Source organism: Pseudomonas sp. CFII64 (genome assembly GCF_000416235.1).
Taxonomy (GTDB): Bacteria; Pseudomonadota; Gammaproteobacteria; order Pseudomonadales; family Pseudomonadaceae; genus Aquipseudomonas.
On sequence record NZ_ATLO01000028.1, the window covers coordinates 51,541 to 70,415 of the forward strand.

Annotated in this window: 20 protein-coding genes; 13 read left to right on the forward strand and 7 right to left on the reverse strand. The window is 56.3% G+C overall.

Annotation, left to right across the window (positions count from 1 at the left end; all coding sequences use genetic code 11):
• The first annotated feature begins 1 nt into the window (after position 1).
• Both CFII64_RS13190 and CFII64_RS13195 read left to right on the forward strand, forming a co-directional pair.
• On the forward strand, positions 2 to 673 hold the full coding sequence (locus CFII64_RS13190; protein ID WP_020291279.1) for an alpha/beta hydrolase: 672 nt from the start codon (positions 2 to 4) through the stop codon (positions 671 to 673).
• Positions 674 to 699: 26 nt separating this feature from the next.
• Positions 700 to 1,098, forward strand: coding sequence for a DoxX family protein (locus CFII64_RS13195; protein WP_020291280.1), 399 nt, complete (start codon positions 700 to 702; stop codon positions 1,096 to 1,098).
• A gap of 58 nt (positions 1,099 to 1,156) precedes the next feature.
• Here CFII64_RS13195 and CFII64_RS29015 read toward each other — a convergent pair whose 3' ends face one another.
• Together CFII64_RS29015 and CFII64_RS13205 are read right to left on the reverse strand one after the other, a co-directional pair.
• A complete protein-coding gene (locus CFII64_RS29015; RefSeq protein ID WP_020291281.1) occupies positions 1,157 to 1,876 on the reverse strand; it encodes an SDR family NAD(P)-dependent oxidoreductase in 720 nt (239 codons plus the stop codon).
• A gap of 172 nt (positions 1,877 to 2,048) precedes the next feature.
• Complete coding sequence (locus CFII64_RS13205) at positions 2,049 to 2,930, reverse strand: LysR family transcriptional regulator (protein WP_020291282.1); 882 nt, start codon at positions 2,928 to 2,930, stop codon at positions 2,049 to 2,051.
• 156 nt (positions 2,931 to 3,086) lie between these two features.
• Between CFII64_RS13205 and CFII64_RS13210 the strand changes: the two genes are divergently transcribed.
• The 10 genes from CFII64_RS13210 to CFII64_RS13255 all read left to right on the forward strand — a co-directional run bounded on the left by CFII64_RS13210 (position 3,087) and on the right by CFII64_RS13255 (position 11,724).
• The gene (locus CFII64_RS13210) at positions 3,087 to 4,100 is read left to right on the forward strand and encodes an LLM class oxidoreductase (RefSeq protein WP_044901351.1); all 1,014 of its coding nucleotides are present in this window, start codon (positions 3,087 to 3,089) and stop codon (positions 4,098 to 4,100) included.
• Positions 4,097 to 4,897, forward strand: a complete 801-nt coding sequence (locus CFII64_RS13215; RefSeq protein WP_020291284.1) for a TIM barrel protein — start codon at positions 4,097 to 4,099, stop codon at positions 4,895 to 4,897. The genes CFII64_RS13210 and CFII64_RS13215 overlap by 4 nt, the downstream gene beginning before the upstream one ends.
• Positions 4,898 to 4,913: 16 nt before the next feature.
• Positions 4,914 to 5,720, forward strand: coding sequence for a sugar phosphate isomerase/epimerase (locus tag CFII64_RS13220; protein ID WP_020291285.1), 807 nt, complete (start codon positions 4,914 to 4,916; stop codon positions 5,718 to 5,720).
• 40 nt (positions 5,721 to 5,760) lie between these two features.
• Complete coding sequence (locus CFII64_RS13225; protein WP_020291286.1) at positions 5,761 to 6,738, forward strand: LLM class flavin-dependent oxidoreductase; 978 nt, start codon at positions 5,761 to 5,763, stop codon at positions 6,736 to 6,738.
• A 49-nt stretch (positions 6,739 to 6,787) separates the two neighbouring features.
• Entirely contained in the window at positions 6,788 to 7,135 is a 348-nt protein-coding gene (locus CFII64_RS13230) for a helix-turn-helix transcriptional regulator (protein ID WP_020291287.1), read from the forward strand.
• Positions 7,136 to 7,271: 136 nt separating this feature from the next.
• The gene (locus tag CFII64_RS13235; protein ID WP_020291288.1) at positions 7,272 to 7,751 is read left to right on the forward strand and encodes a heme-binding protein; all 480 of its coding nucleotides are present in this window, start codon (positions 7,272 to 7,274) and stop codon (positions 7,749 to 7,751) included.
• A 428-nt stretch (positions 7,752 to 8,179) separates the two neighbouring features.
• Positions 8,180 to 8,455 carry a formaldehyde-responsive transcriptional repressor FrmR gene (gene frmR / locus CFII64_RS13240; protein WP_020291289.1) on the forward strand — a complete coding sequence of 92 codons (276 nt, stop codon included), beginning with the start codon at positions 8,180 to 8,182 and terminating at the stop codon, positions 8,453 to 8,455.
• Between the two features lie 69 nt (positions 8,456 to 8,524).
• Positions 8,525 to 9,634: an S-(hydroxymethyl)glutathione dehydrogenase/class III alcohol dehydrogenase gene (locus CFII64_RS13245; protein WP_020291290.1), complete on the forward strand. Its 1,110-nt coding sequence runs from the start codon at positions 8,525 to 8,527 to the stop codon at positions 9,632 to 9,634.
• A gap of 69 nt (positions 9,635 to 9,703) precedes the next feature.
• The gene (gfa, locus tag CFII64_RS13250) at positions 9,704 to 10,276 is read left to right on the forward strand and encodes an S-(hydroxymethyl)glutathione synthase (RefSeq protein WP_020291291.1); all 573 of its coding nucleotides are present in this window, start codon (positions 9,704 to 9,706) and stop codon (positions 10,274 to 10,276) included.
• A 149-nt stretch (positions 10,277 to 10,425) separates the two neighbouring features.
• Entirely contained in the window at positions 10,426 to 11,724 is a 1,299-nt protein-coding gene (locus CFII64_RS13255) for an NAD(P)/FAD-dependent oxidoreductase (RefSeq protein WP_020291292.1), read from the forward strand.
• A 134-nt stretch (positions 11,725 to 11,858) separates the two neighbouring features.
• Here CFII64_RS13255 and CFII64_RS13260 read toward each other — a convergent pair whose 3' ends face one another.
• The 5 genes from CFII64_RS13260 to salA form a co-directional block, all read right to left on the reverse strand.
• Positions 11,859 to 12,782, reverse strand: a complete 924-nt coding sequence (locus CFII64_RS13260; protein WP_020291293.1) for a transporter — start codon at positions 12,780 to 12,782, stop codon at positions 11,859 to 11,861.
• A 96-nt stretch (positions 12,783 to 12,878) separates the two neighbouring features.
• On the reverse strand, positions 12,879 to 14,330 hold the full coding sequence (locus CFII64_RS13265; protein WP_020291294.1) for an aldehyde dehydrogenase: 1,452 nt from the start codon (positions 14,328 to 14,330) through the stop codon (positions 12,879 to 12,881).
• Positions 14,331 to 14,358: 28 nt separating this feature from the next.
• Complete coding sequence (locus tag CFII64_RS13270; RefSeq protein WP_020291295.1) at positions 14,359 to 15,507, reverse strand: NAD(P)-dependent alcohol dehydrogenase; 1,149 nt, start codon at positions 15,505 to 15,507, stop codon at positions 14,359 to 14,361.
• 48 nt (positions 15,508 to 15,555) lie between these two features.
• Positions 15,556 to 16,494: a catechol 1,2-dioxygenase gene (gene catA / locus CFII64_RS13275; RefSeq protein ID WP_020291296.1), complete on the reverse strand. Its 939-nt coding sequence runs from the start codon at positions 16,492 to 16,494 to the stop codon at positions 15,556 to 15,558.
• Positions 16,495 to 16,560: 66 nt separating this feature from the next.
• Positions 16,561 to 17,835, reverse strand: a complete 1,275-nt coding sequence (salA, locus tag CFII64_RS13280) for a salicylate 1-monooxygenase (RefSeq protein WP_020291297.1) — start codon at positions 17,833 to 17,835, stop codon at positions 16,561 to 16,563.
• 136 nt (positions 17,836 to 17,971) lie between these two features.
• Here salA and CFII64_RS13285 point away from each other — a divergent pair, with 136 nt between their 5' ends.
• Positions 17,972 to 18,871: a LysR family transcriptional regulator gene (locus tag CFII64_RS13285; RefSeq protein WP_020291298.1), complete on the forward strand. Its 900-nt coding sequence runs from the start codon at positions 17,972 to 17,974 to the stop codon at positions 18,869 to 18,871.
• Positions 18,872 to 18,875: the final 4 nt, after the last annotated feature.

The following is an 18,875-nucleotide window of genomic DNA, read 5'->3' on the forward strand; positions in this document are numbered from 1 at the left end:
CATGCAAAACATCAATTTTTCTGAACCTGCACGCGAGTCCGAGTCAGGTATTTTTTTCCGTAAGGCGTGCAACACTGCGACCCCCAAAGCACGGCTGCTGCTGCTGCACGGCGTAGGTTCGAACGAAGCGAATCTGGCCAGCCTGGCAGCGTCCCTGCCAGAGGAAATCGAGGTTCTGTTGCTTCGTGGGCCGCTACAGGTTGGCCCTCAAGGCTTCGCTTGGTACCAGGTTAATTTCACCAGCAACGGGCCGTCGTTCAACCAGGAACAGGCTGAGGCCAGCCGCCGGTTGTTGATCCAGTTCATCGAGGCACTCCCGCCGCTTCCGACCGTGATCGCCGGCTTCAGCCAGGGCGGAATCATGAGTTCCAGTGTTGGGGTTACGCAACCTGAGCTTGTGGCAGGTTTTGCGCTGCTGAGCGGCCGGATGCTACGGGAAATCGAACCGCTGATTGCATCACCGGACCAGCTGAAAAGCGTCTCAGCATTCATTGCTCATGGTCGCCACGACAACGTGCTGCCCATCGACTGGGCACATGAAGCAGACGCCTGGCTCAGCCGGATCGGTGTGGAACACCAGGCTCATTTTTACGACATGGCCCACGAGATCATCCCTGAAGAACTGGCTGATTTCTCGCAATGGCTGGACCAGACACTTTCGCTTTCTAACTAAAAACTGATTTAACAAAGGAATTCACAATGATTGATTCTCGCACCGCTCCTTACGCCGCACTCGTTATGCGTCTGGCACTGGGCATCATGTTCATCGCCCATGGCCTGACCAAAGTGTTGGTCTTCACTCCGGCAGGTACCGCTGGCTTTTTCGAGTCCATCGGGTTTCCAGGCTTCCTGGCGTATCCGGTCATGGCCTTCGAAGTGATTGGCGGTTTGATGCTGGTTCTGGGCGTCTACGCTCGCTGGGTGGCTGCACTCGCGGTAGTGCAATTGTTTGTTGCGGCGACCGTGCACTTCGGTAATGGCTGGAGCTTTACCAATGCTAATGGCGGTTGGGAATATCCAATCTATTTGTCCGTAACGGCTTTGGTTGTCGCTTTGCTGGGTGATGGCGCTTTCGCTGTCAAGCCATCCAGAGCGTAATCAACGCTAGCCTGACAGATGAAAAAGCTCTGGATCTCGATCCAGGGCTTTTTGCGTTTCAGGTCAGACAGGCATCCGTGATGAGGTGGGTCAGCACCGCAATGTCGCGGGCTGCCTTCTGAATACCAAGCGGTCGATGATCGCGCGCCATTTGCGCCGCTACTTCCTTCAATGAATCACCGGTTCGCATCACCTCGGATTTCATGACGTCCGCGACGGGTTCCAGGATGAGGCTTGCAATGTGTAAACGGAAAGCCTTTACACCGATGCCCGAGCCTGGAGCTGCAAGTTTATAGGGCAGTAACCGGGGAGCTTGTTCAGAGGGTTCAGCCGAGGTAAAACCCGCTTCGGCAGCTACCGAGGTGACCAGAAATATCCGGCCCCAGCCCCGCCCGCTCATGGCCTGGGCGAACAGTCCTGCCAGCGCCTCACTGTCCCGTGAAGAAGCTGATTGCCCGCCCTCTTTTTGAGCCTCGGACACATGAGCGAAATCGGTGGCACCTTGCCCAACTGCGTCACTGACCACGATGTCTATCGAGCCAGCCGAGTCCAGCAGTTGCTGCCTTCCCGATTCAGTCGCCAGATCACCGGTGATGGCGGTCGCCGTCACACCGGGAATTGCCAATTTCAAGCGTTCAACCGCCACCCCTGCAACAGCAGGGCTGCGATCATGAACGATAAGCTCTGCCTGCTGCTGAGCCAGCGCAACGGCAATGGCAAATCCAAGCCCGTCGCCTGAGTGGGTAATCAACGCTTTTTTGCCCGCAAGGGTCGACATGCTGATCCTCCATACTGAGTGAGTGTCAGAGATGTCGCGCAACACGTTGCCGCGCACACAGCCGTGAGTACCACCATAGGGATCAGGTCCGGATAGATAAACCCTGAATCATTTGCTCAGTCACAACAGAACGGCGCCAATCCGGATAAAAGGACCAGCCCAGATAGCAGATCTACGACAAGCGCATAGCCATGAACTCAACGAACGCCTTGATCTTGGGTAGCTGCTGACGGCTTGATGGCCAAAGAAGGCTGATGGTGCGATGGTCGTGAACGTAACGCTCCAAAACAGGGATCAAACGTCCTTGGGCGACGGCCTCTTCTACAAAAAAATCGGGTAGGCAGGCAATGCCCAATCCGGCCTCGGCCATCCCCAGCAGCGCCTCGATCGCATTTGCTGTTGCCGAAGTGGGTACGTCCACGCTGACGGGGTCGCCTTTCAGAACAAGCGGCCAAGGATCGAGTTTTCCGCTGGTGGGGTATCGATAGCGCAGGCAAGAATGCATGGGGAGTTCCGACGGCCGGGCTGGAGTGCCTCGTTCCGAAAGGTATGACGGGGAAGCCACCAACCGATGGCTGTAGCCATTGAGCCTGCGCCTGGTGAGTCGCGAATCCTCCACCTCACCGATGCGCATGACCGCATCAAATCCTTCTTCGATGACATTGACCAGCCTGTCACTGAATTCCAGCTCAAGTTCAACCTCAGGATAAGTCTGCTGAAAAGCAATCAAGTGCCCCATCAGGCTCATGCCCAATTGCGGCAGGCCCACTCTCAATTTACCCTGGGGTTTGCCAGCGGCCTGAGTGAGCTCACGCTTGGCAACTTCGAACTCGGCAAAAATCCGGTTGCAGCGTTCCAGAAACAGACTGCCCTCGGCAGTCAGGGTGATCGCCCGAGTTGAGCGATGAAACAGCCTCACCCCCAGGTCCTGCTCCAAGCGTGCGACAGCTTTTCCTACTGCCGATGACGACACGCCCGTCCGACGACCCGCCTCGGTGAAACTGCGTGTTTGTGCAGCCTGAACGAATGCGCTGAGTGCGCCAAAGTGATCCATGTTCAACCTATATCTATGCGAGCATTTAATTCCGGAATGATCGGAATTCTATCCTGTTTTTCTTTGCAGTCATCCCACTTATAGTCCTCGTCATAGCGAATTAGCGCCGTTGAATCTGGATGCATCACCGCATCCTTTTATGCGAGACCTTTTTGAATGACATCCACAAACCCGCTCGACAGACTTACCCAGGAACTTGAGCAACACCGCGGCTACTCTCGGGTATTCCAGCCCGGTCATTTGACCTTCGGTTTTATCGCCCCGCTGGAAAGCTATCCCAATACCCCCGGTCCAAACTTGCAGGATCACCTTGCAATGGCCAGAAAAGTCGACGAGGCCGGATTCGCGGCCATCTGGCTGCGTGATGTGCCATTTTGGGACCCCACCTTCGGTGATGTCGGCCAAATTCTCGATCCGCTGATTTATGCCGGTTTTCTTGCTGGCGTCACTCGACAAATCACTATCGGTACTGCCGGTATTGTTCTTCCATTGCGAGATCCACTGATCGTTGCCAAGCAGGCAGCCAGTATTGATCAGTTGCTGGGTGGCCGTTTTATTCTTGGCCTGGCTACCGGGGATCGCCCTATCGAATATCCGGCATTCGGCATTGAGTTCGAAAGCCGCGCCGCCCGCTTTCGCGATGCGCTGGCGCTGATTCGCGCGGCGACTGAGCAGCACTGGGCAAAGCATGCATCGCAGTTTTATGGGGCGCTTGATGGATCCATCGACCTGATCCCCAAACCGGTCGGCCCACGAATTCCCAACATTGTCATCGGTCAGTCGGGGCAGACCCTGGAGTGGATTGCCGAACACACCGACGGCATTTTGTCCTACATCTCAAACCCGGCACTCATGCCTCAGACCATTGAGCGCTGGCGTACTGCGTGCGGGGCAAACGGCTACAAGCCCTATGGCTACGGCACCCTGTTCGACCTTGATCGTGATCCTGATTGCCCCGTCCAGCCAGGGAGGGTATTGCGCGCAGGTCGCAACGCATTGATCGATCTCTGGAAACGCCAGCAGGACCAGGGTGTTGGACACGTTGCCCTGCATTTCAAGCCTCAGCGGCGCCACGCTTCAGAGGTCATCGACGAGTTAGGCGAATACCTCTTGCCACACTTCCCAAGCCTGTCGATACCCAATTCATCAAACCCGGAGATGCACCGATGAAACGGCCCCTCCATCACATGGATTTCATTTTTCAGACAGCCCTGGGCACTTATCCGCTGGCGGCTCAATGCGAGATGCTGGCTGAACTCGACTACCAGGGCCTGACCATGTCGGCGTGGAGCGAGAATCTGAAATCGATCCCGCTGATCAAGCCCCAATGGGGGCTGGATGTGGGCGCGGTCTACCTGATTTATCGCCCAGGGCTTGAGTCTTTCGTGACTAATGTCTTTGAAACCCTTGAAGGCTGCTCGACCATTGAACTGGCGCTGCACTCAGGTGAAGAAGTCACCGACCGGGACCGCAGGATGCTGGAACACTTGCTGCCCATTTGCGAACGGCGCGGACTGAACATCGCCCTGTACCACCATGCGCGATACGGCATGCAAACCACCTCTGAAGCCGTCGCGCTGTGTGAAGAGTTCAAGCACCCGCGCCTGAGTATCGTGTTCAACGGTTATCACTGGTACGCCAATCAGGAAAAAGACCTGGAGCAACGACTCGACGCGCTTTGGCCATGGCTCAATCAGGTGAATATCGCCGGCTGCAGACGCTCGCCTTTGGGCTGGGGTGGCCTGGCAACCATCGAACCGCTGGATGAGGGGGAAATGGATAACTTCTTCTTGCTTGGTGCGTTGGAGCGTCGTGGTTTTGATGGGCGTGTGGGTGTTCTGGGCTGGGAAAGCATGGGCGGCGATGTCTACGGCAACCTGCGCCGATCAAAGATTGCATTCCGGGCCATGGAGCAGCGGCTCGCCGCCCACCCTGAATGGGCAGTCCTGAATACTTTGCCCTACTAGGCGCGGGAGACAATTAATGGCTCATCCAATCCATGCGCTGGACTCCTTCTTCTACTCATCAATGGGGGTCTACGAGTTCCAGACACAATGCGAGATGCTGGCGGAGCTGGGCTATGACGGAATCACCGTTTCAGCCTGGGGAGGTACCCCCCTCACTGATCTGACATTACTGCCCAGCGTGAAAGCCAACCACGGCCTGAAAGTGGATGCGCTCTATACCGTGCTGCACGAGGGACGCAATGACGCCGTACTGCGACGCATCGTGGAAACCATCGAGGGCGTAGAGCTTATCGAGTTGGCGGTACAGACGTCAGTCAACGGCAGTGCCGCGATCCTGGGTTTTATCGAATCGCTTTTGCCCATTGCCGAGCGCCGCGGATTGCGCATTGCGCTCTATCCGCACCTGCATCACGTGACCCAGACCACCACTGAGGTTGTGCAAATCTGCGAGCACTTCAACCATCCCCGACTGGGCGCATCGTTCAACGGCTATCACTGGTACGCGAGCCAGGAAGGTGAACTTGAAAAGCGTCTGCAGGCGATGAAGCCCTGGCTCATGCAAGTAGTGACTTCCGGTAGCGCACTCTCACAGCTTGGCTGGGGTGGCGTAGCCACCATGGAACCGCTGGATCGCGGCGAAATGGACAACTTCGCGCTGATCGCCGCACTGGACCGCATTGGTTACGCCGGCAGTATTGGCGTGCTTGGCTGGGATTACGGTGGAGACATCTACCTGAAGCTGCAGCGGTGCCTGAGCGCGCTCAAAGATATCGACCGACGCCTGGACGCCCATCCGGGCTGGGCCGCCTTCCCGTTGAAATAACGCGCTCGCCCTTCCCTAACACCTTATACAGGAGCAGCCCATGACGGCGCTTTCAGTTCTTGACCTCATGATGATTGGCGACGGCAAAACCTTCGCCCACACCGTCGATGAAGCCGCTACCTTGGCTCGGCACGTTGAAAAACATGGCTATAAACGGTATTGGGTAGCAGAGCACCACGACCTGCCGGGCATTGCCTCTTCGGCCACAACGTTGTTGATCCAGCACCTCGCCGCCGCGACCAGCACGTTGCGCGTAGGCTCAGGCGGCATCATGTTACCCAACCATTCGATACTCAGCATTGCCGAGCAATTCGGCACTCTGGACACCCTGTTCCCGGGTCGTATCGACCTGGGTGTCGGCCGAGCGCCCGGGTCCGCAGGTCCTGCTATTCGCGCATTGCGGGGCGATGCCAGCGAACGGGATTTCGAACAAGACATCCAGGAGCTTGCAGATTATCTGGCAGACGAAGGCCGCCAGCCGGTCCGGGCGATACCAGGTAATCACAGTCTGCCGATCTGGTTATTGGGCTCCAGCCCCAACAGCGCAGATCTGGCTGCCCGACGGGGCATGCCCTACGCGTTTGCCTCACACTTCGCACCGCGCTTTCTGATGGACGCAATCGCGCACTATCGGGCGAATTTCCAACCGTCATCGACGCTAAAGCAGCCTTACGTAATCGCCGGTGCCAACGTGTTCGCAGCAGCAACCCGCGGCGAAGCTGAATACCTGGCCAGCTCTCACCGTCAATGGGTGAGCAGGCTCTATGCTGGCAAACCTGGCCCGCTGCCTAAGCCCGTCGAAGGCTACATGGAGGGACTTTCTGATTTTGAACGACATAACCTCGCACAGGCGATGTCATGTACTGCGGTCGGCGACCAAGAAGATGTGGGCAGTTGGTTGCGTGAGTTCATCGCGACGACTCAGGCAGATGAAATAATCATTGATGCCCGGATCTACGACGGTGCGGCACGCTGTACTTCCTACGAGATTGCCGCTGAATCGATCGCTGACGACTGATTAACCGAGCCTCTCCCAGACCCAGAGCCTCACCCTTCGAGAGCGTCCCATGGCACACAATACAGAGCAGAATTCGACACAAACCCAGCAATTCGATGCCTGCATCAGAGCAATTTCCCATCCCCTCAGGCGTCAGATTCTGGTCTGGCTGAAGGATCCACAACTGTATTTTCCAGACCAGACGTATGGTCAGGATTTCGGAGTGTGCTTTGGCCAGGTAACCCTCAGATGCAGCCTGTCTCAATCGACCGTGTCAGTGCACATGGATTCGCTTAAAAGATCCGGACTGATCAATCTGAACAAAAAAGGAAATGTTCATTTCTACCACCGAAATGAAAACGCGATCCAAACCTTCAAACAACTGCTCACTGCGCATTTACAAGGTGAACACTTCTGAATAGCTCAGCCACCGCTGATTTTAGAAGTATCGATTTTCTTGAAGATAACCCGCTGATTATTGACGCATAAATCGTTGTGGCGCTTGAGACAATTGAATAAGCAACGATCCAAATTCGTCTCGCAATGGGTATCTCATGAAAACACTTATTCGTATCGCGGCCATTGTGCCGTGCATTTATGCAGGCTCAATGTTTGCCGCTCCAGCGCCAAGCAAACCGGCGATCACATTATCTGCGGCAAAGCTCGCGGTTGCCTCCGCCGGGGAGGACTCGCAGCAACGCAAGGCTCCATTTGTTATCAGTGTCGTCGACGATGGTGGGCATCTGATTTATCTGGAACGCACCGACGGTGTGCCCAGCGCCATGGTTGAAGCCTCAATCATGAAAGCTAAAACGGCCGCCGGTTATGGGGTGACGACTAAAGCACTTGAGCAGCAGATTCTTGAGGGCCACCCAGGCTTCAGCAACTTGCCAGGCAGCTTGCCCATGGAGGGCGGCGTACCTGTGATGATCAATGGACAGCTGGCCGGTGCCATCGGTGTGGCAGGTGGTTTATCACCCGATGATGGAGCCTTTGCTCAAAAGGCGGCGGCCGTTCTATCCAACGCAAACTGATCACCTGCCATATTCCAGGGGCTTTGCGGCGACCTGGTTTTATTTCTTTTTGTTTCACCGGCGTCACACGCCTCCACATCTGCACTTTTACAGCCGTTGCCGGGACCCTGTGTACACGGCCTGAAGCCGCCTTCGACGGGGCTTGTGCGGTCGTCTGAGAACCTCCTCAGCACTTCGATTGCAAACAGAACGACGGGAGTCTCGAACTCCTTCGGCTGTTTTTGCCCTCGGTTTTCAGGGCTAAGCTCCTTGGCACCTGATCAAACGAATATGAGAACCCAGCCGCCGCAAGCCCCTGCGACAGCAAGACACAGGCATTTATATATACTCCCCACCAGTATGTGCATATACTCCCCACCAGTACCTAGAGATACCCCCTACCAGTACCCGTGTACAATTCGATTCTCGTACACACCTGGAGAATATGAATGCCCCATTCACCTGCTGAGAAAAAACGCGTACTGGGAAGAGTTCGGCGCGTCAGAGGACAACTGGATGCCCTCGAAGCGGCACTTGAAAAGGGCTCCGAATGCGGCCCGGTCCTGCAACAGATTGCCGCCATACGCGGAGCTGTGAACGGGTTGATGGCCGGGGTTCTGGAAAGCCATCTCAGAGAAGAATTTACCAATCTAGTAGAAACGACCGAGGCGCAGCGCTCGTCGATTGATGAAGTGGTTTCGTTGGTGCGCACGTACCTTAAATAGCCGCTTTACTCTGATATCGGCGCGGCTTACTGCCTTGGTCAATGAGCATCATCACTTGGAGAAAATCATATGAAGTCTCGTGCTGCAGTTGCATTCGAACCTGGCAAGCCGCTCCAAATCGTCGAGATCGACGTTGAGCCGCCGCGCAAAGGTGAAGTGCTGATCAAGATTACCGACACCGGCGTATGCCATACCGATGCCTTCACCCTCTCGGGTGATGATCCGGAAGGCCTGTTCCCGGTGGTGCTGGGCCATGAAGGCGCCGGTACTGTGGTGGAAGTCGGCGAAGGCGTGACCAGCGTAAAGGTTGGCGACCACGTCATCCCGCTGTACACCGCCGAGTGTGGCGAATGTCTGTTCTGTAAGTCCGGCAAAACCAACCTGTGCACCGCAGTACGTGCCACTCAGGGCAAAGGCGTCATGCCGGACGGCACTTCGCGCTTCTCCTACAATGGCCAGCCGCTGTATCACTACATGGGCTGCTCGACCTTCAGCGAATACACGGTTGTCGCCGAAGTTTCTGTCGCCAAGATCAACCCTGATGCCAACCCAGAGCACGTTTGCCTGCTGGGCTGCGGAGTGACCACCGGTATTGGCGCCGTGCACAACACGGCGAAAGTCCAGCCGGGTGACACCGTCGCCATTTTCGGCCTGGGCGGTATCGGTCTGGCGGCGATTCAAGGTGCTCGTCAGGCAAAAGCAGGCCGCATCATTGCCATCGACACCAACCCGGCGAAATTCGAACTGGCCCGGTCATTTGGCGCCACCGACTGTGTGAACCCAAAGGACCACGAACAGCCAATCCAGCAGGTGATCATCGAGATGACCGGCTGGGGTGTTGATCACTCCTTCGAATGTATCGGTAACGTACATGTGATGCGTGCTGCTCTCGAGTGCGCGCACCGCGGTTGGGGCCAATCGATCGTCATCGGTGTTGCCGGTGCCGGTCAGGAAATCTCCACCCGTCCCTTCCAGCTGGTAACCGGTCGTACCTGGAAAGGCTCGGCGTTCGGCGGCGTCAAAGGCCGTAGCCAGTTGCCGAAGATGGTTGAAGACTCGATGAAAGGCGAGATTGAACTGGCACCTTTTGTCACCCATACCATGAGCCTGGATCGCATCAACGAAGCGTTTGACTTGATGCACGAAGGCAAGTCGATCCGTACTGTCATCAAATACTGATGCAGTTCCTGTTCTGGGGCGATTGCCCCGGAACTCATTCCAAATCACCCATCGATCTGGAGATACACCGTGAGCGAAGTAAAACTTCATCCCGTGCTGGATAACGGCATCAAACCGGCTGCTGCCGATTTCGCAGGCGGCACTCTGCAGTGCCTGTGCTCGACCAATAAGGTTGAGGTAAAAATCGACGCGCAGACCCTGCATAACCACGCTTGTGGCTGCAGCAAGTGCTGGAAACCAGCGGGCGCCAAATTTGCCGTCATCGCTGTCGTACCACGCGACAAAGTCAGCGTTACCGCCAACGCGGCGAAACTGGCCATTGTTGATGAAAGCGCAACCATCCAGCGTCATGCCTGCAAAGACTGTGGGGCACACTTGTATGGCCGCATCGAAAACCAGAACCATGCTTTCCATGGCCTGGACTTCGTACACACCGAACTGTCTCCTCAGACCGGTTGGGCCGCTCCTGGCTTTGCCGCGTTCGTATCGTCGGTTATTGAAACGGGCACCCCGCCAACTGAAATGGACGCTATCCGCGCTCGCTTCAACGCCATTGGTCTGCCGCCTTACGACTGCCTTTCCCCGGCACTGATGGATGCTCTGGCTGCACACGTCGCGAAGCAAAACGGTGTTCTCAAGTAATACTGAGTTAATTCAGCCTTATTGATACCGCTGTTCTTCAACAGTACCCAGTACTGTTGGCTGTACCCGTTCGCCTGTTGAAAACATACAGGCGAACGGTTGTTACCTTTTATTTTTTCCAAAATTCACACTTTTATTTGAGAGTACATATGACACACAAGATTGTTGTTGTGGGCGGAGGTGCGGGCGGCCTGGAGCTTGCCACCCAACTTGGCAACCAGTTCAAGGGCTCTGACAAAGCAAGCGTGACGTTGGTGGACGGCAACCTGACGCATATCTGGAAGCCACTTCTGCATGAAGTGGCAGCCGGATCATTGAACGCGACTGCGGACGAGCTTAATTACCTGGCTCAAGCCAAATGGAACCATTTTTTATTCCAGCTTGGCAGAATGAAAGACCTCAACAGAAGTGAGAAATACCTGTCACTGGAGGCCGTACTGGATGAAGACGGCAAGCAAGTACTGGCCGAGCGAACCGTCAGTTATGACACGTTAGTCATTGCGGTCGGCAGTACCTCGAACGACTTTGGTATCCAGGGTGCCAAGGAGCACTGTGTTTTCCTCGACACCCGGCAGCAAGCAGAGCGTTTCCACCGCAAGCTCCTCAATGCTTACCTGAGCAGCGGCGCAGCTGCCCACGGTCCTCAGGGCACAATTTCCGTGGCGATTGTCGGTGGTGGTGCAACAGGCGTCGAATTGGCAGCGGAGTTACGGCATTCGGCACAGGAGTTGTCTGACTATGGCCTTGGCCAGGTCCGCCCGGAAAACCTGAACATCACCCTGATTGAAGCAGGACCGCGCATATTGCCCGCCCTGCCTGAGCGCATCAGCAAATCGGTACATACCGCCCTGGAAAAACTCGGGGTCGCGGTTATCGTCGGGGCTTCAGTCTCTGAAATTACCGAACATTCCCTGACCACCCGCGACGGGGTGACAATCAACGCCGATTTGAAGGTGTGGGCCGCTGGCATCAGGGCACCTCATTTCCTCAAAGACATTGGCGGGCTGGAGACCAACAACCTGAACCAACTGGTGGTGTTACCCACCCTGCAGAGCAGCAGGGATGAGTCCATTTTCGCCCTGGGCGACTGCGCCGCCTGCCTGGATGAGCGAACCGGTCGCAACGTGCCGCCACGGGCTCAAGCGGCACACCAGCAAGCGTCCCTGATCGCCAAGGCAATCAAGGCGCGGATGGCTGGCAAACCTCTTCCAGTGTTCAAATACCGGGATTACGGTTCACTCGTTTCCCTGTCGACGTTCACGGCAGTGGGCAACCTGATGGGTAACTTCAGCGGCAGCGTGTTCCTCGAAGGCTGGCTGGCGCGGATGTTTTATATATCCCTGTATCGAATGCACCAAGTTGCACTGCACGGCATCCTCCGCACCGGCTTCTCGATGATTGGCAATATTCTGGGTAGCGGTACTAAACCTCGCCTCAAACTTCATTGAGTGAAGGCATCGTTGATCGTTGGGCTGGATCGTAAACACAGCGACTTCGCAAGCCGCTGTGTTACCTCCTGTTGATGTTCCCGTCCTGCTTATTGGGATGACCTCAGGCCGCACTCATTGAAGGTGCCTTCCGGTTAAAGGGGCACGGTCAGCTTGATCCAGTACGCTTCCCCCTCGGGACGGTTGCGTACTTCGCTTTCCTTTTGCCACTTTGCAGTGACAAACCAGCCAGACGAACTGCTGTATTTGATCGCAGGACCGATCGCAAAAGCACGCCCCTTGTTGTCTTCCACCCGATCGCCGTCCTGGCGATCATCGGTTGTCTGGCGATAGATATATCCGCCGACGCCCAGGACCCAGCCGTGACCGACGCCCCAACCCAGGGAGTAGTCCGCATGCAGTTCCTGCCCCGATCGATAGTCGGTGTCGGAGTTACGCAGATTGAAGTCGTACATCATCTTGATGTCAGCGTTGAGCCCGACGGGATCCACGTAAGAAAACGCAGCAATCGGCTCGAACGCCCAATAGTTCCGACCGATGTTGGCCAGATCACCCCGTTCATAGCGCCCGGTTGGCGCGAAAATATCCAGTGCGTAAATGGCGTGAAGTTTTTCGCTGTAGTGATATCCGAGTGCCGGACCAAAGATGATATCGCCCATGCCTTTCTTGCTTTGATGCTGGCCGTTGACATCGACCCGCAGTTCAACCAGCGGAACGTTCAGGTGAAATGCCAGCGCTCCGTCCAGTACTTTCTGCTCAGTCACCCAGATCAGTCGCGGGGCAATAACATCTGCCTTTAACTGAAAATCATCGACCGCCTTGCCGCCACGGTTGTCACGTAAATCGTCCGCCCTATAGCTCTCGGCGAATATCTGGCTGTAGAACCCCGGAGGCGGCATCGCTCCAGTCATGTAGTTCTCAGCCCCCATGGGATAAGAAGACCCACCTCCTTCAGTGGCCTGGGCATCCGGCAGCGCCACAACCAGTGCGGAGCCCACCAACAAATAGTGAAAGTTTTTGAACAGGCTTGCGGGTGCATACGATTTTTTATTATTCATTGTTCGCAACCATGATGTGTGGACACGCGATAGCCCTGGGAATTGATTACCCCCAGGGCTGTTCTACGTTTGTCTTAGCTTGGTTTCGGGTATGACTTAGAACGGATAAGGCTGGTCGGCCGGCTCCACAGTCACCCATTTCACTTCGGTGAATTCCTCGATGACGGCGCTACCATCGAACCGGCCGTAACCACTATTTTTCATGCCGCCGTAGGGCGCTTGAGGTTCGTTTTGTACCGTCGCCCCATTGATATGCACGCAACCGGCGTCCAGACGACTGGCCAGTTCAAGGGCACGGCTGACATCTCGACTGAAGATTGATGAAGAAAGGCCATAAGCGGTGTCGTTGGCAACCGCCAGAGCCTGCTCCGCGCCTTTGACTCGGACCACAGTGGTAACCGGCCCGAAGGTTTCTTCATCGTAGATGTCCATCGACGAGCTGACGTGATCCACCAGCGTGGCGTCCATCAGTGCCTGCTCCGCCAGACCACCGGCAACGATTTTCGCGCCTTTGCTGATGGCATCGTCGAGCAATTGATTGATGCGCTGTACCGAGCCCTGGGAAATCATCGGCCCAATCACGCAGGCAGGCGATGACACAGGACTTGCCACCTCCAGACTGCTCACACGCTTAGCGAACATCTCCACGAATTGGTCAGCGATCGATTCGTCGACAACAAAGCGCTCGGTCGACATGCAGATCTGCCCCTGATACAGGAAAGCACCAAACACCGCCGCATTCACCGCGCCATTCAGGTCAGCATCATCGAGCACGATAAAGGGCGCTTTACCGCCCAACTCCAACAGGCAGCGTTTGAGGTATTTGGCGCTGGTCTGAGCAATCATTCGCCCGACCTTGGTGGAGCCAGTGAAGTTGATCCGCCGCACCGTATCGTGGCTGATCAACGCTTCGGTGACGGCCGATGCGTCCTCGGGTGCCGAGATGATGAAGTTCAACACCCCCGCAGGAAACCCCGCCTCATAGAAGGCTTCAGCCAGTAGCTCATGTGTTCTGGGGCTGTTTTCCGAGCCTTTGAAAATGACGGTGTTGCCACAGGCCAGCGGATAGGCAATGGCCCGGGCGCCCAACACCACCGGACCGTTCCAGGGCACGATGCTCAACACCGTGCCAACCGGCTGGCGAAGGGTCATCGACAGGGTCTTGGCCTTGTCGGTGGGGATGGTTTCACCCTTGATCTGGGTGGTCAGCGCGGCCGCCTCACGCAGCAGGTTCGCCGAAGCGCCCACGTTAAACTGCGCCCATAGCTGCGAGGCGCCGATTTCCTCTGCCATGACCGTGCAGAACGTCGCCATTTTGCTCTCCAGCACATCAGCGGCGGCGAGCAGCAGGCGACGACGCTCCGTAGGCCCGACTTTGGACCAGGTCTTGAACGCGGCCTGGGAGGACGCCGCTGCGCGCAGGGCATCTTCGACGCTGCATGCAGCCCCCTCGGTGATCAGCCGAGCGCTGACCGGGTCCAGTCTCTGATAAGTCTTGCCGCCTGCGGCATTCTGCTTCTCGTTGTCGATTACCAGTTGAACATTCATCTTTTCGCTACCTTTATCAGTCGGGAATTCAAGCCAGGTCAGTCGCAGTCGGCATGCGCAGAATCGGTTTGATGGTGATGCCGCTTTCGCTATCAGCCATGGCCTCGTTGATCTGATCGAAGGTGTAGAAACGACACAGTTTGTCGAACGGAAAACGGCCCTGCAGGTACAGATCGACCAGGGTGGGAATGAACGCATTGGCGACGACATCGCCTTGAACGATGCCCATGATTCGCTTGCCGGGAATCATGACGTCGTTAATGTTGAAGGCCACTTCGGTGCCCATCTTCGTCGCGCCGACGATGCCGCAAGTGCCCAATGTGGTGACCGCATCGATAGCCTGGCGCAACACTTCTGCGCGCCCCGAACACTCCAGGCTGTAGTTGACGCCACCGCCGGTAATTTCACGGATGCGCGCTACCGGGTCCTCTTGGCGGCTGTTGATGACATGAGTCGCGCCCAGCTCAAGTGCCAGCTCCAGGCGACTTGGGGTTACGTCGACCGCGATAATAGTGGTCGCACCCGCTACTTTTGCTGCCATGACCGCAGCCAGCCCGACAGCACCGGAACCAAATGCGGCGAAGCTTGCGCCCGCCTCGACTTTCATAGCCTTGAGTACCGAGCCAGCCCCTGTCTGAATACCGCAACCCAGTGGGCCCAGGAGTTCAAGCGGTGCCTTCTTCGAGACCTTGACTACATTGCGTTCATTGGCGACGACGTAGGTCGAAAAGGATGACTGACCGAAAAAATGGTCATGGATAGGCGCATTACCTTCACAACTGCACGTTGACGTGCTGCCATCCAAACGGCCACCACCAAAATTCAGTGGGTGCATATGTGAGCAATGGGCAGGGTGTCCGGTCTCACACGGCAGGCATAGCCCGCAGGACATGTAAGTCATCACGACATGGTCGCCGGGCACGATAGTGGTAACGGCCGATCCTACTGACTCGACCACACCTGCACCTTCGTGCCCCAGAACGATAGGCAGCGGCGTCGGGAATAGCTGGTCACGAACGACCATATCCGTGTGGCAGACGCCGGTTGCAACAACGCGTACGCGGACTTCGTCGGGACGTGGAACACCCAACTCAGCGCGCTCTACCTGCAGCTTTGCACCCGCCTCACGCAAGACAGCGACAGTGACTTCAATGGGTTTCAAATTACTCAGGGACATGCGGTTATCCTCTTTTTTCATTTTCGATTGATGGTATGTAATGCTGTTTTACGAGGCCTGCAGCGCCCGCGGACGATTACTCCGTTGCTCGGCTGCGCGATCAGCTGCCTGGCGCAACTGGAAGTCGAAAGTCATCTCGGCAAACCGCGGCGCAACTCCGCGTTCTTGGACCGCCTCAGGGTTTTCAACAAAGTGAACTTCGCCGATCAATCCATCACGAGTGGCGTAAGCGAAGTCGTCCCAAAGGTGTGCATCATTCGAAAGATTTATCTGGGTGGTCAGATGCTCATATCCCGGTGCCGACACGAAAAAATGAATGTGTGCCGGACGCTGACCATGACGACCGAGCTGGTTCAGGCATTCCTGAGTAGGACCTGACGGATTGCAGCCATAGCCAGACGGAACAATGCTTCGAAACCGATAACGTCCCTGCTCATCAACCACTATCCGGCGGCGCAGGTTGTATTCAGACTGGCTTTTGTCAAAGTGCGAGTAGTTACCCTTACTGTCCGCTTGCCAGACGTCGACCAAGGCTCCAGCGACTGGCTGCCCTTGCAGGTCCAGCACCTGGCCCTCCACGAACATAACCGTTGCGGCATCTCCCTCGGCCCCGTCATCCAGCCGAGCGTAGCCCTCACAAAGAGGAGCTCCGGCGACGTAGAGTGGGCCTTCGATGGTGCGTGGCGTTCCGCCGGTTCGTCCGGCTTCTGCCTGTCTGGCGTCGTTGCGCAGATCGAGGAAGTGTTCAATGCCAAGCCCCGCGACCAACAGCCCCGCCTCATTACTTGCACCTAAACGGTTGAGGTATTCGACAGCTGACCAGAACTCGTCGTCGCTGACGTCCAGCTCTTCGATCAGCCGAGTGGTCTCCTGCAGCAGGCGAAAAACAATCTGCTTGTTTCGGGCACTGCCAGCGGTGTTTTTCAATCCCGCAGCCTCCTTGAGAAACTCAAGAACCTGAGGTGTGTTTGTAATGCTGACGGTCATGATGTGGCTCCTTTTTTATTGTTGATGTTTCTGCAATTGATCCGACACGGCGGCAATCCAGCCGCGTTATTGCCATCCGAGCTGAGCGCGCGCGCTTGCCAGATCAATTTCCATGTCGTGGTTCCACAGCCAGTCGAACCGGTTGGCCAGAGTCGTTGATAGAAGGGACTGGTCATCGCCGACCTGACGATCACGATATTCATACAGCTCGCCGGCTTCCCACGAGGTTCGCTGGACCCGGCACGCACGTGGCCTGCGCACTTGGTCGTAAACCTCGAGCACACGTTTGACGTTCCCGGCATCGACCTGAGGATCTGCCAACAAACGGGCGAGCAACCAGGCATCTTCAAGGCCTTGGCCAGCGCCAGCCCCTTGATGGGGTAGCATGGCGTGCGCTGCGTCACCGATCAGGCCCACGCGACCATGCACATAGCCAGGCAGCTCTTCCAATTCATGAAGGGCCCAGAGGGTGGGCGCAGGAATGCACTCGAGCAGGACCCGAACCGCGTCGCCCCAGCTCGAAAACGCGTCCAGCATCTCGGCTTGTGTGGTGTTTTTTACCCAGGGTTTATCCTGGGGCCATTTCGGGTCTTGGCGGCTGCGATCAGAGACGAAGGCCACGACATTGATCAGTCGGCCCTTTTTGACCGGGAATGTGAGGATGTGCCCGTCAAGGCCTAGATACATCTGCGGAACGTTAATCAAATGCTCGTCGATATCGGCTGCGCGATAAGCCGCACGCAGTGTTTCGCTATCAATCATTCCGCGATAAGCGCAGGTGCCACTGAACCGAGGAGCCACGGCAGGATGACCCAAGCCTTGCAAAACATAATCGCGAATCGAGGACTTGATACCGTCTGCAGCGATCAGCAGGTCGCACGCGTGTTCGGTTCCGTCGGTGAAACGAACCCGAACCCGCTCAGCTGTTTCTTCGACCCTCATCGCACGTTTGTCAAAACAAGCGATTCCAGCTGGCAACTGCTGCGCCAAGGCGTCAAGAAAATCGGCTCTATGTACGGATGACTGGCCTACACCCGGCGCGATACTCGCTCCCAGATAAGCCGCATCTACGCCACGACGCCATTCAAACCAGATGTCCTGCCAAGGCTCCGGGGTACGGTCGGCAATGAGTTGATAAGGCCGGCCAATGCCTAACCCTTCAATTGCACGAACGGCGTTGGCACCAAATGAGACCCCTGCCCCGACCTCGCCAAATGCAGGTGCCGCTTCGAATAGCTGGATGTTGAGATGAGCATGGCGACACAGATCCAATGCCAGGGCCACGCCTGCGATACCACCACCAACGATGGCTATTTGTAGCTTCGATTGAAGACTGCTCATGGGGACAACCTTGCGTCTTGTTTTTGGAATATCCCGATAATGCAACGCAGATCTCCATTGATAAATGGTGCAAAAAACATAGAAACTATCACCATCATGAATATTGGCTCTAGCCTCAGGCCCCAAGGGGACCGCAATGCACTTACGCGATCTGGATTTAAATTTGCTGGTGATCTTCCACCAGTTGTTGCTAGACAGAAGTGTGTCTATCGCCGCTCAGAACCTTGAGCTCACGCAACCTGCGATGAGCAATGCGCTGAAACGATTGCGAACAGCGCTCAATGACGACCTGTTCGTACGTACGAATCAGGGGATGCAGCCCACTCCGTACGCAATGCAGTTGGCTGAGCCCGTGGCCAACGCAATTGGCACGCTGCACGGTGCGTTGAATCGTCTTGACGATTTCGATCCAGCAACAACGCAAAAACGTTTCGTGATTGCGATGACAGACATTGGCGAGATCTACTTCATGCCGAAGTTGATCCAGACCCTGCTCAAGCTGGCGCCGGGTGTGTCGGTGAGGACGCTGCGCAGCCATGTCGGTTTATCCGAGGCGTTGGCCAACGGCAGCGTTGATCTGGCGGTAGGACTCTTGCCGGATCTGCAGGCAGGTTTTTATCAGCGCCGACTTTTTCACCACCGCTACGTAGGCTTGTGCAGGAAGGGACACCCCATCACACGGCACGCCATGACCCGGGAGCGTTACTGTGAGTTCGGCCATGTCAGGGTTATCGCGGCAAGTACAGGTCACGGAGAAATAGATGGGGTCATGCAGCGCGCTGGCCTGCATCGAGACATAAAACTGGAAGTGCCACACTTCGTCGCAGTCGGTCAAATCCTGCAGAATACGGATCTCATAGCCACGGTACCTGAGCGTTTCGCAACCAGTTGTACAGAGCCCTTCGGTCTCACCATCCTGCCCTTACCGATGCCTCTGCCAGAAATCGCAATCAACCTGTTTTGGCACGCCCGATGCGTTCGAGACCCGGCCAATCGCTGGTTCCGGCAGTTGATGTTTGATCTTTTCAGCGACTGAGTTT

Excerpts from the sequence above, each read along its gene's own strand:
- catA (WP_020291296.1), bottom strand. The coding sequence starts at position 16,494 with ATGACCGTCAGCATTACAAACACACCTCAGGTTCTTGAGTTTCTCAAG.
- CFII64_RS13195 (WP_020291280.1), top strand. The coding sequence starts at position 700 with ATGATTGATTCTCGCACCGCTCCTTACGCCGCACTCGTTATGCGTCTG.
- CFII64_RS13190 (WP_020291279.1), top strand. The coding sequence starts at position 2 with ATGCAAAACATCAATTTTTCTGAACCTGCACGCGAGTCCGAGTCAGGT.
- CFII64_RS13225 (WP_020291286.1), top strand. The coding sequence starts at position 5,761 with ATGACGGCGCTTTCAGTTCTTGACCTCATGATGATTGGCGACGGCAAA.
- CFII64_RS13215 (WP_020291284.1), top strand. The coding sequence starts at position 4,097 with ATGAAACGGCCCCTCCATCACATGGATTTCATTTTTCAGACAGCCCTG.
- CFII64_RS13255 (WP_020291292.1), top strand. The coding sequence starts at position 10,426 with ATGACACACAAGATTGTTGTTGTGGGCGGAGGTGCGGGCGGCCTGGAG.
- CFII64_RS13205 (WP_020291282.1), bottom strand. The coding sequence starts at position 2,930 with ATGGATCACTTTGGCGCACTCAGCGCATTCGTTCAGGCTGCACAAACA.
- CFII64_RS13235 (WP_020291288.1), top strand. The coding sequence starts at position 7,272 with ATGAAAACACTTATTCGTATCGCGGCCATTGTGCCGTGCATTTATGCA.
- CFII64_RS13270 (WP_020291295.1), bottom strand. The coding sequence starts at position 15,507 with ATGTCCCTGAGTAATTTGAAACCCATTGAAGTCACTGTCGCTGTCTTG.
- CFII64_RS13245 (WP_020291290.1), top strand. The coding sequence starts at position 8,525 with ATGAAGTCTCGTGCTGCAGTTGCATTCGAACCTGGCAAGCCGCTCCAA.
- CFII64_RS13285 (WP_020291298.1), top strand. The coding sequence starts at position 17,972 with ATGCACTTACGCGATCTGGATTTAAATTTGCTGGTGATCTTCCACCAG.
- CFII64_RS13220 (WP_020291285.1), top strand. The coding sequence starts at position 4,914 with ATGGCTCATCCAATCCATGCGCTGGACTCCTTCTTCTACTCATCAATG.
- salA (WP_020291297.1), bottom strand. The coding sequence starts at position 17,835 with ATGAGCAGTCTTCAATCGAAGCTACAAATAGCCATCGTTGGTGGTGGT.
- CFII64_RS13260 (WP_020291293.1), bottom strand. The coding sequence starts at position 12,782 with ATGAATAATAAAAAATCGTATGCACCCGCAAGCCTGTTCAAAAACTTT.
- CFII64_RS13210 (WP_044901351.1), top strand. The coding sequence starts at position 3,087 with ATGACATCCACAAACCCGCTCGACAGACTTACCCAGGAACTTGAGCAA.
- CFII64_RS13265 (WP_020291294.1), bottom strand. The coding sequence starts at position 14,330 with ATGAATGTTCAACTGGTAATCGACAACGAGAAGCAGAATGCCGCAGGC.
- CFII64_RS13230 (WP_020291287.1), top strand. The coding sequence starts at position 6,788 with ATGGCACACAATACAGAGCAGAATTCGACACAAACCCAGCAATTCGAT.
- CFII64_RS29015 (WP_020291281.1), bottom strand. The coding sequence starts at position 1,876 with ATGTCGACCCTTGCGGGCAAAAAAGCGTTGATTACCCACTCAGGCGAC.
- frmR (WP_020291289.1), top strand. The coding sequence starts at position 8,180 with ATGCCCCATTCACCTGCTGAGAAAAAACGCGTACTGGGAAGAGTTCGG.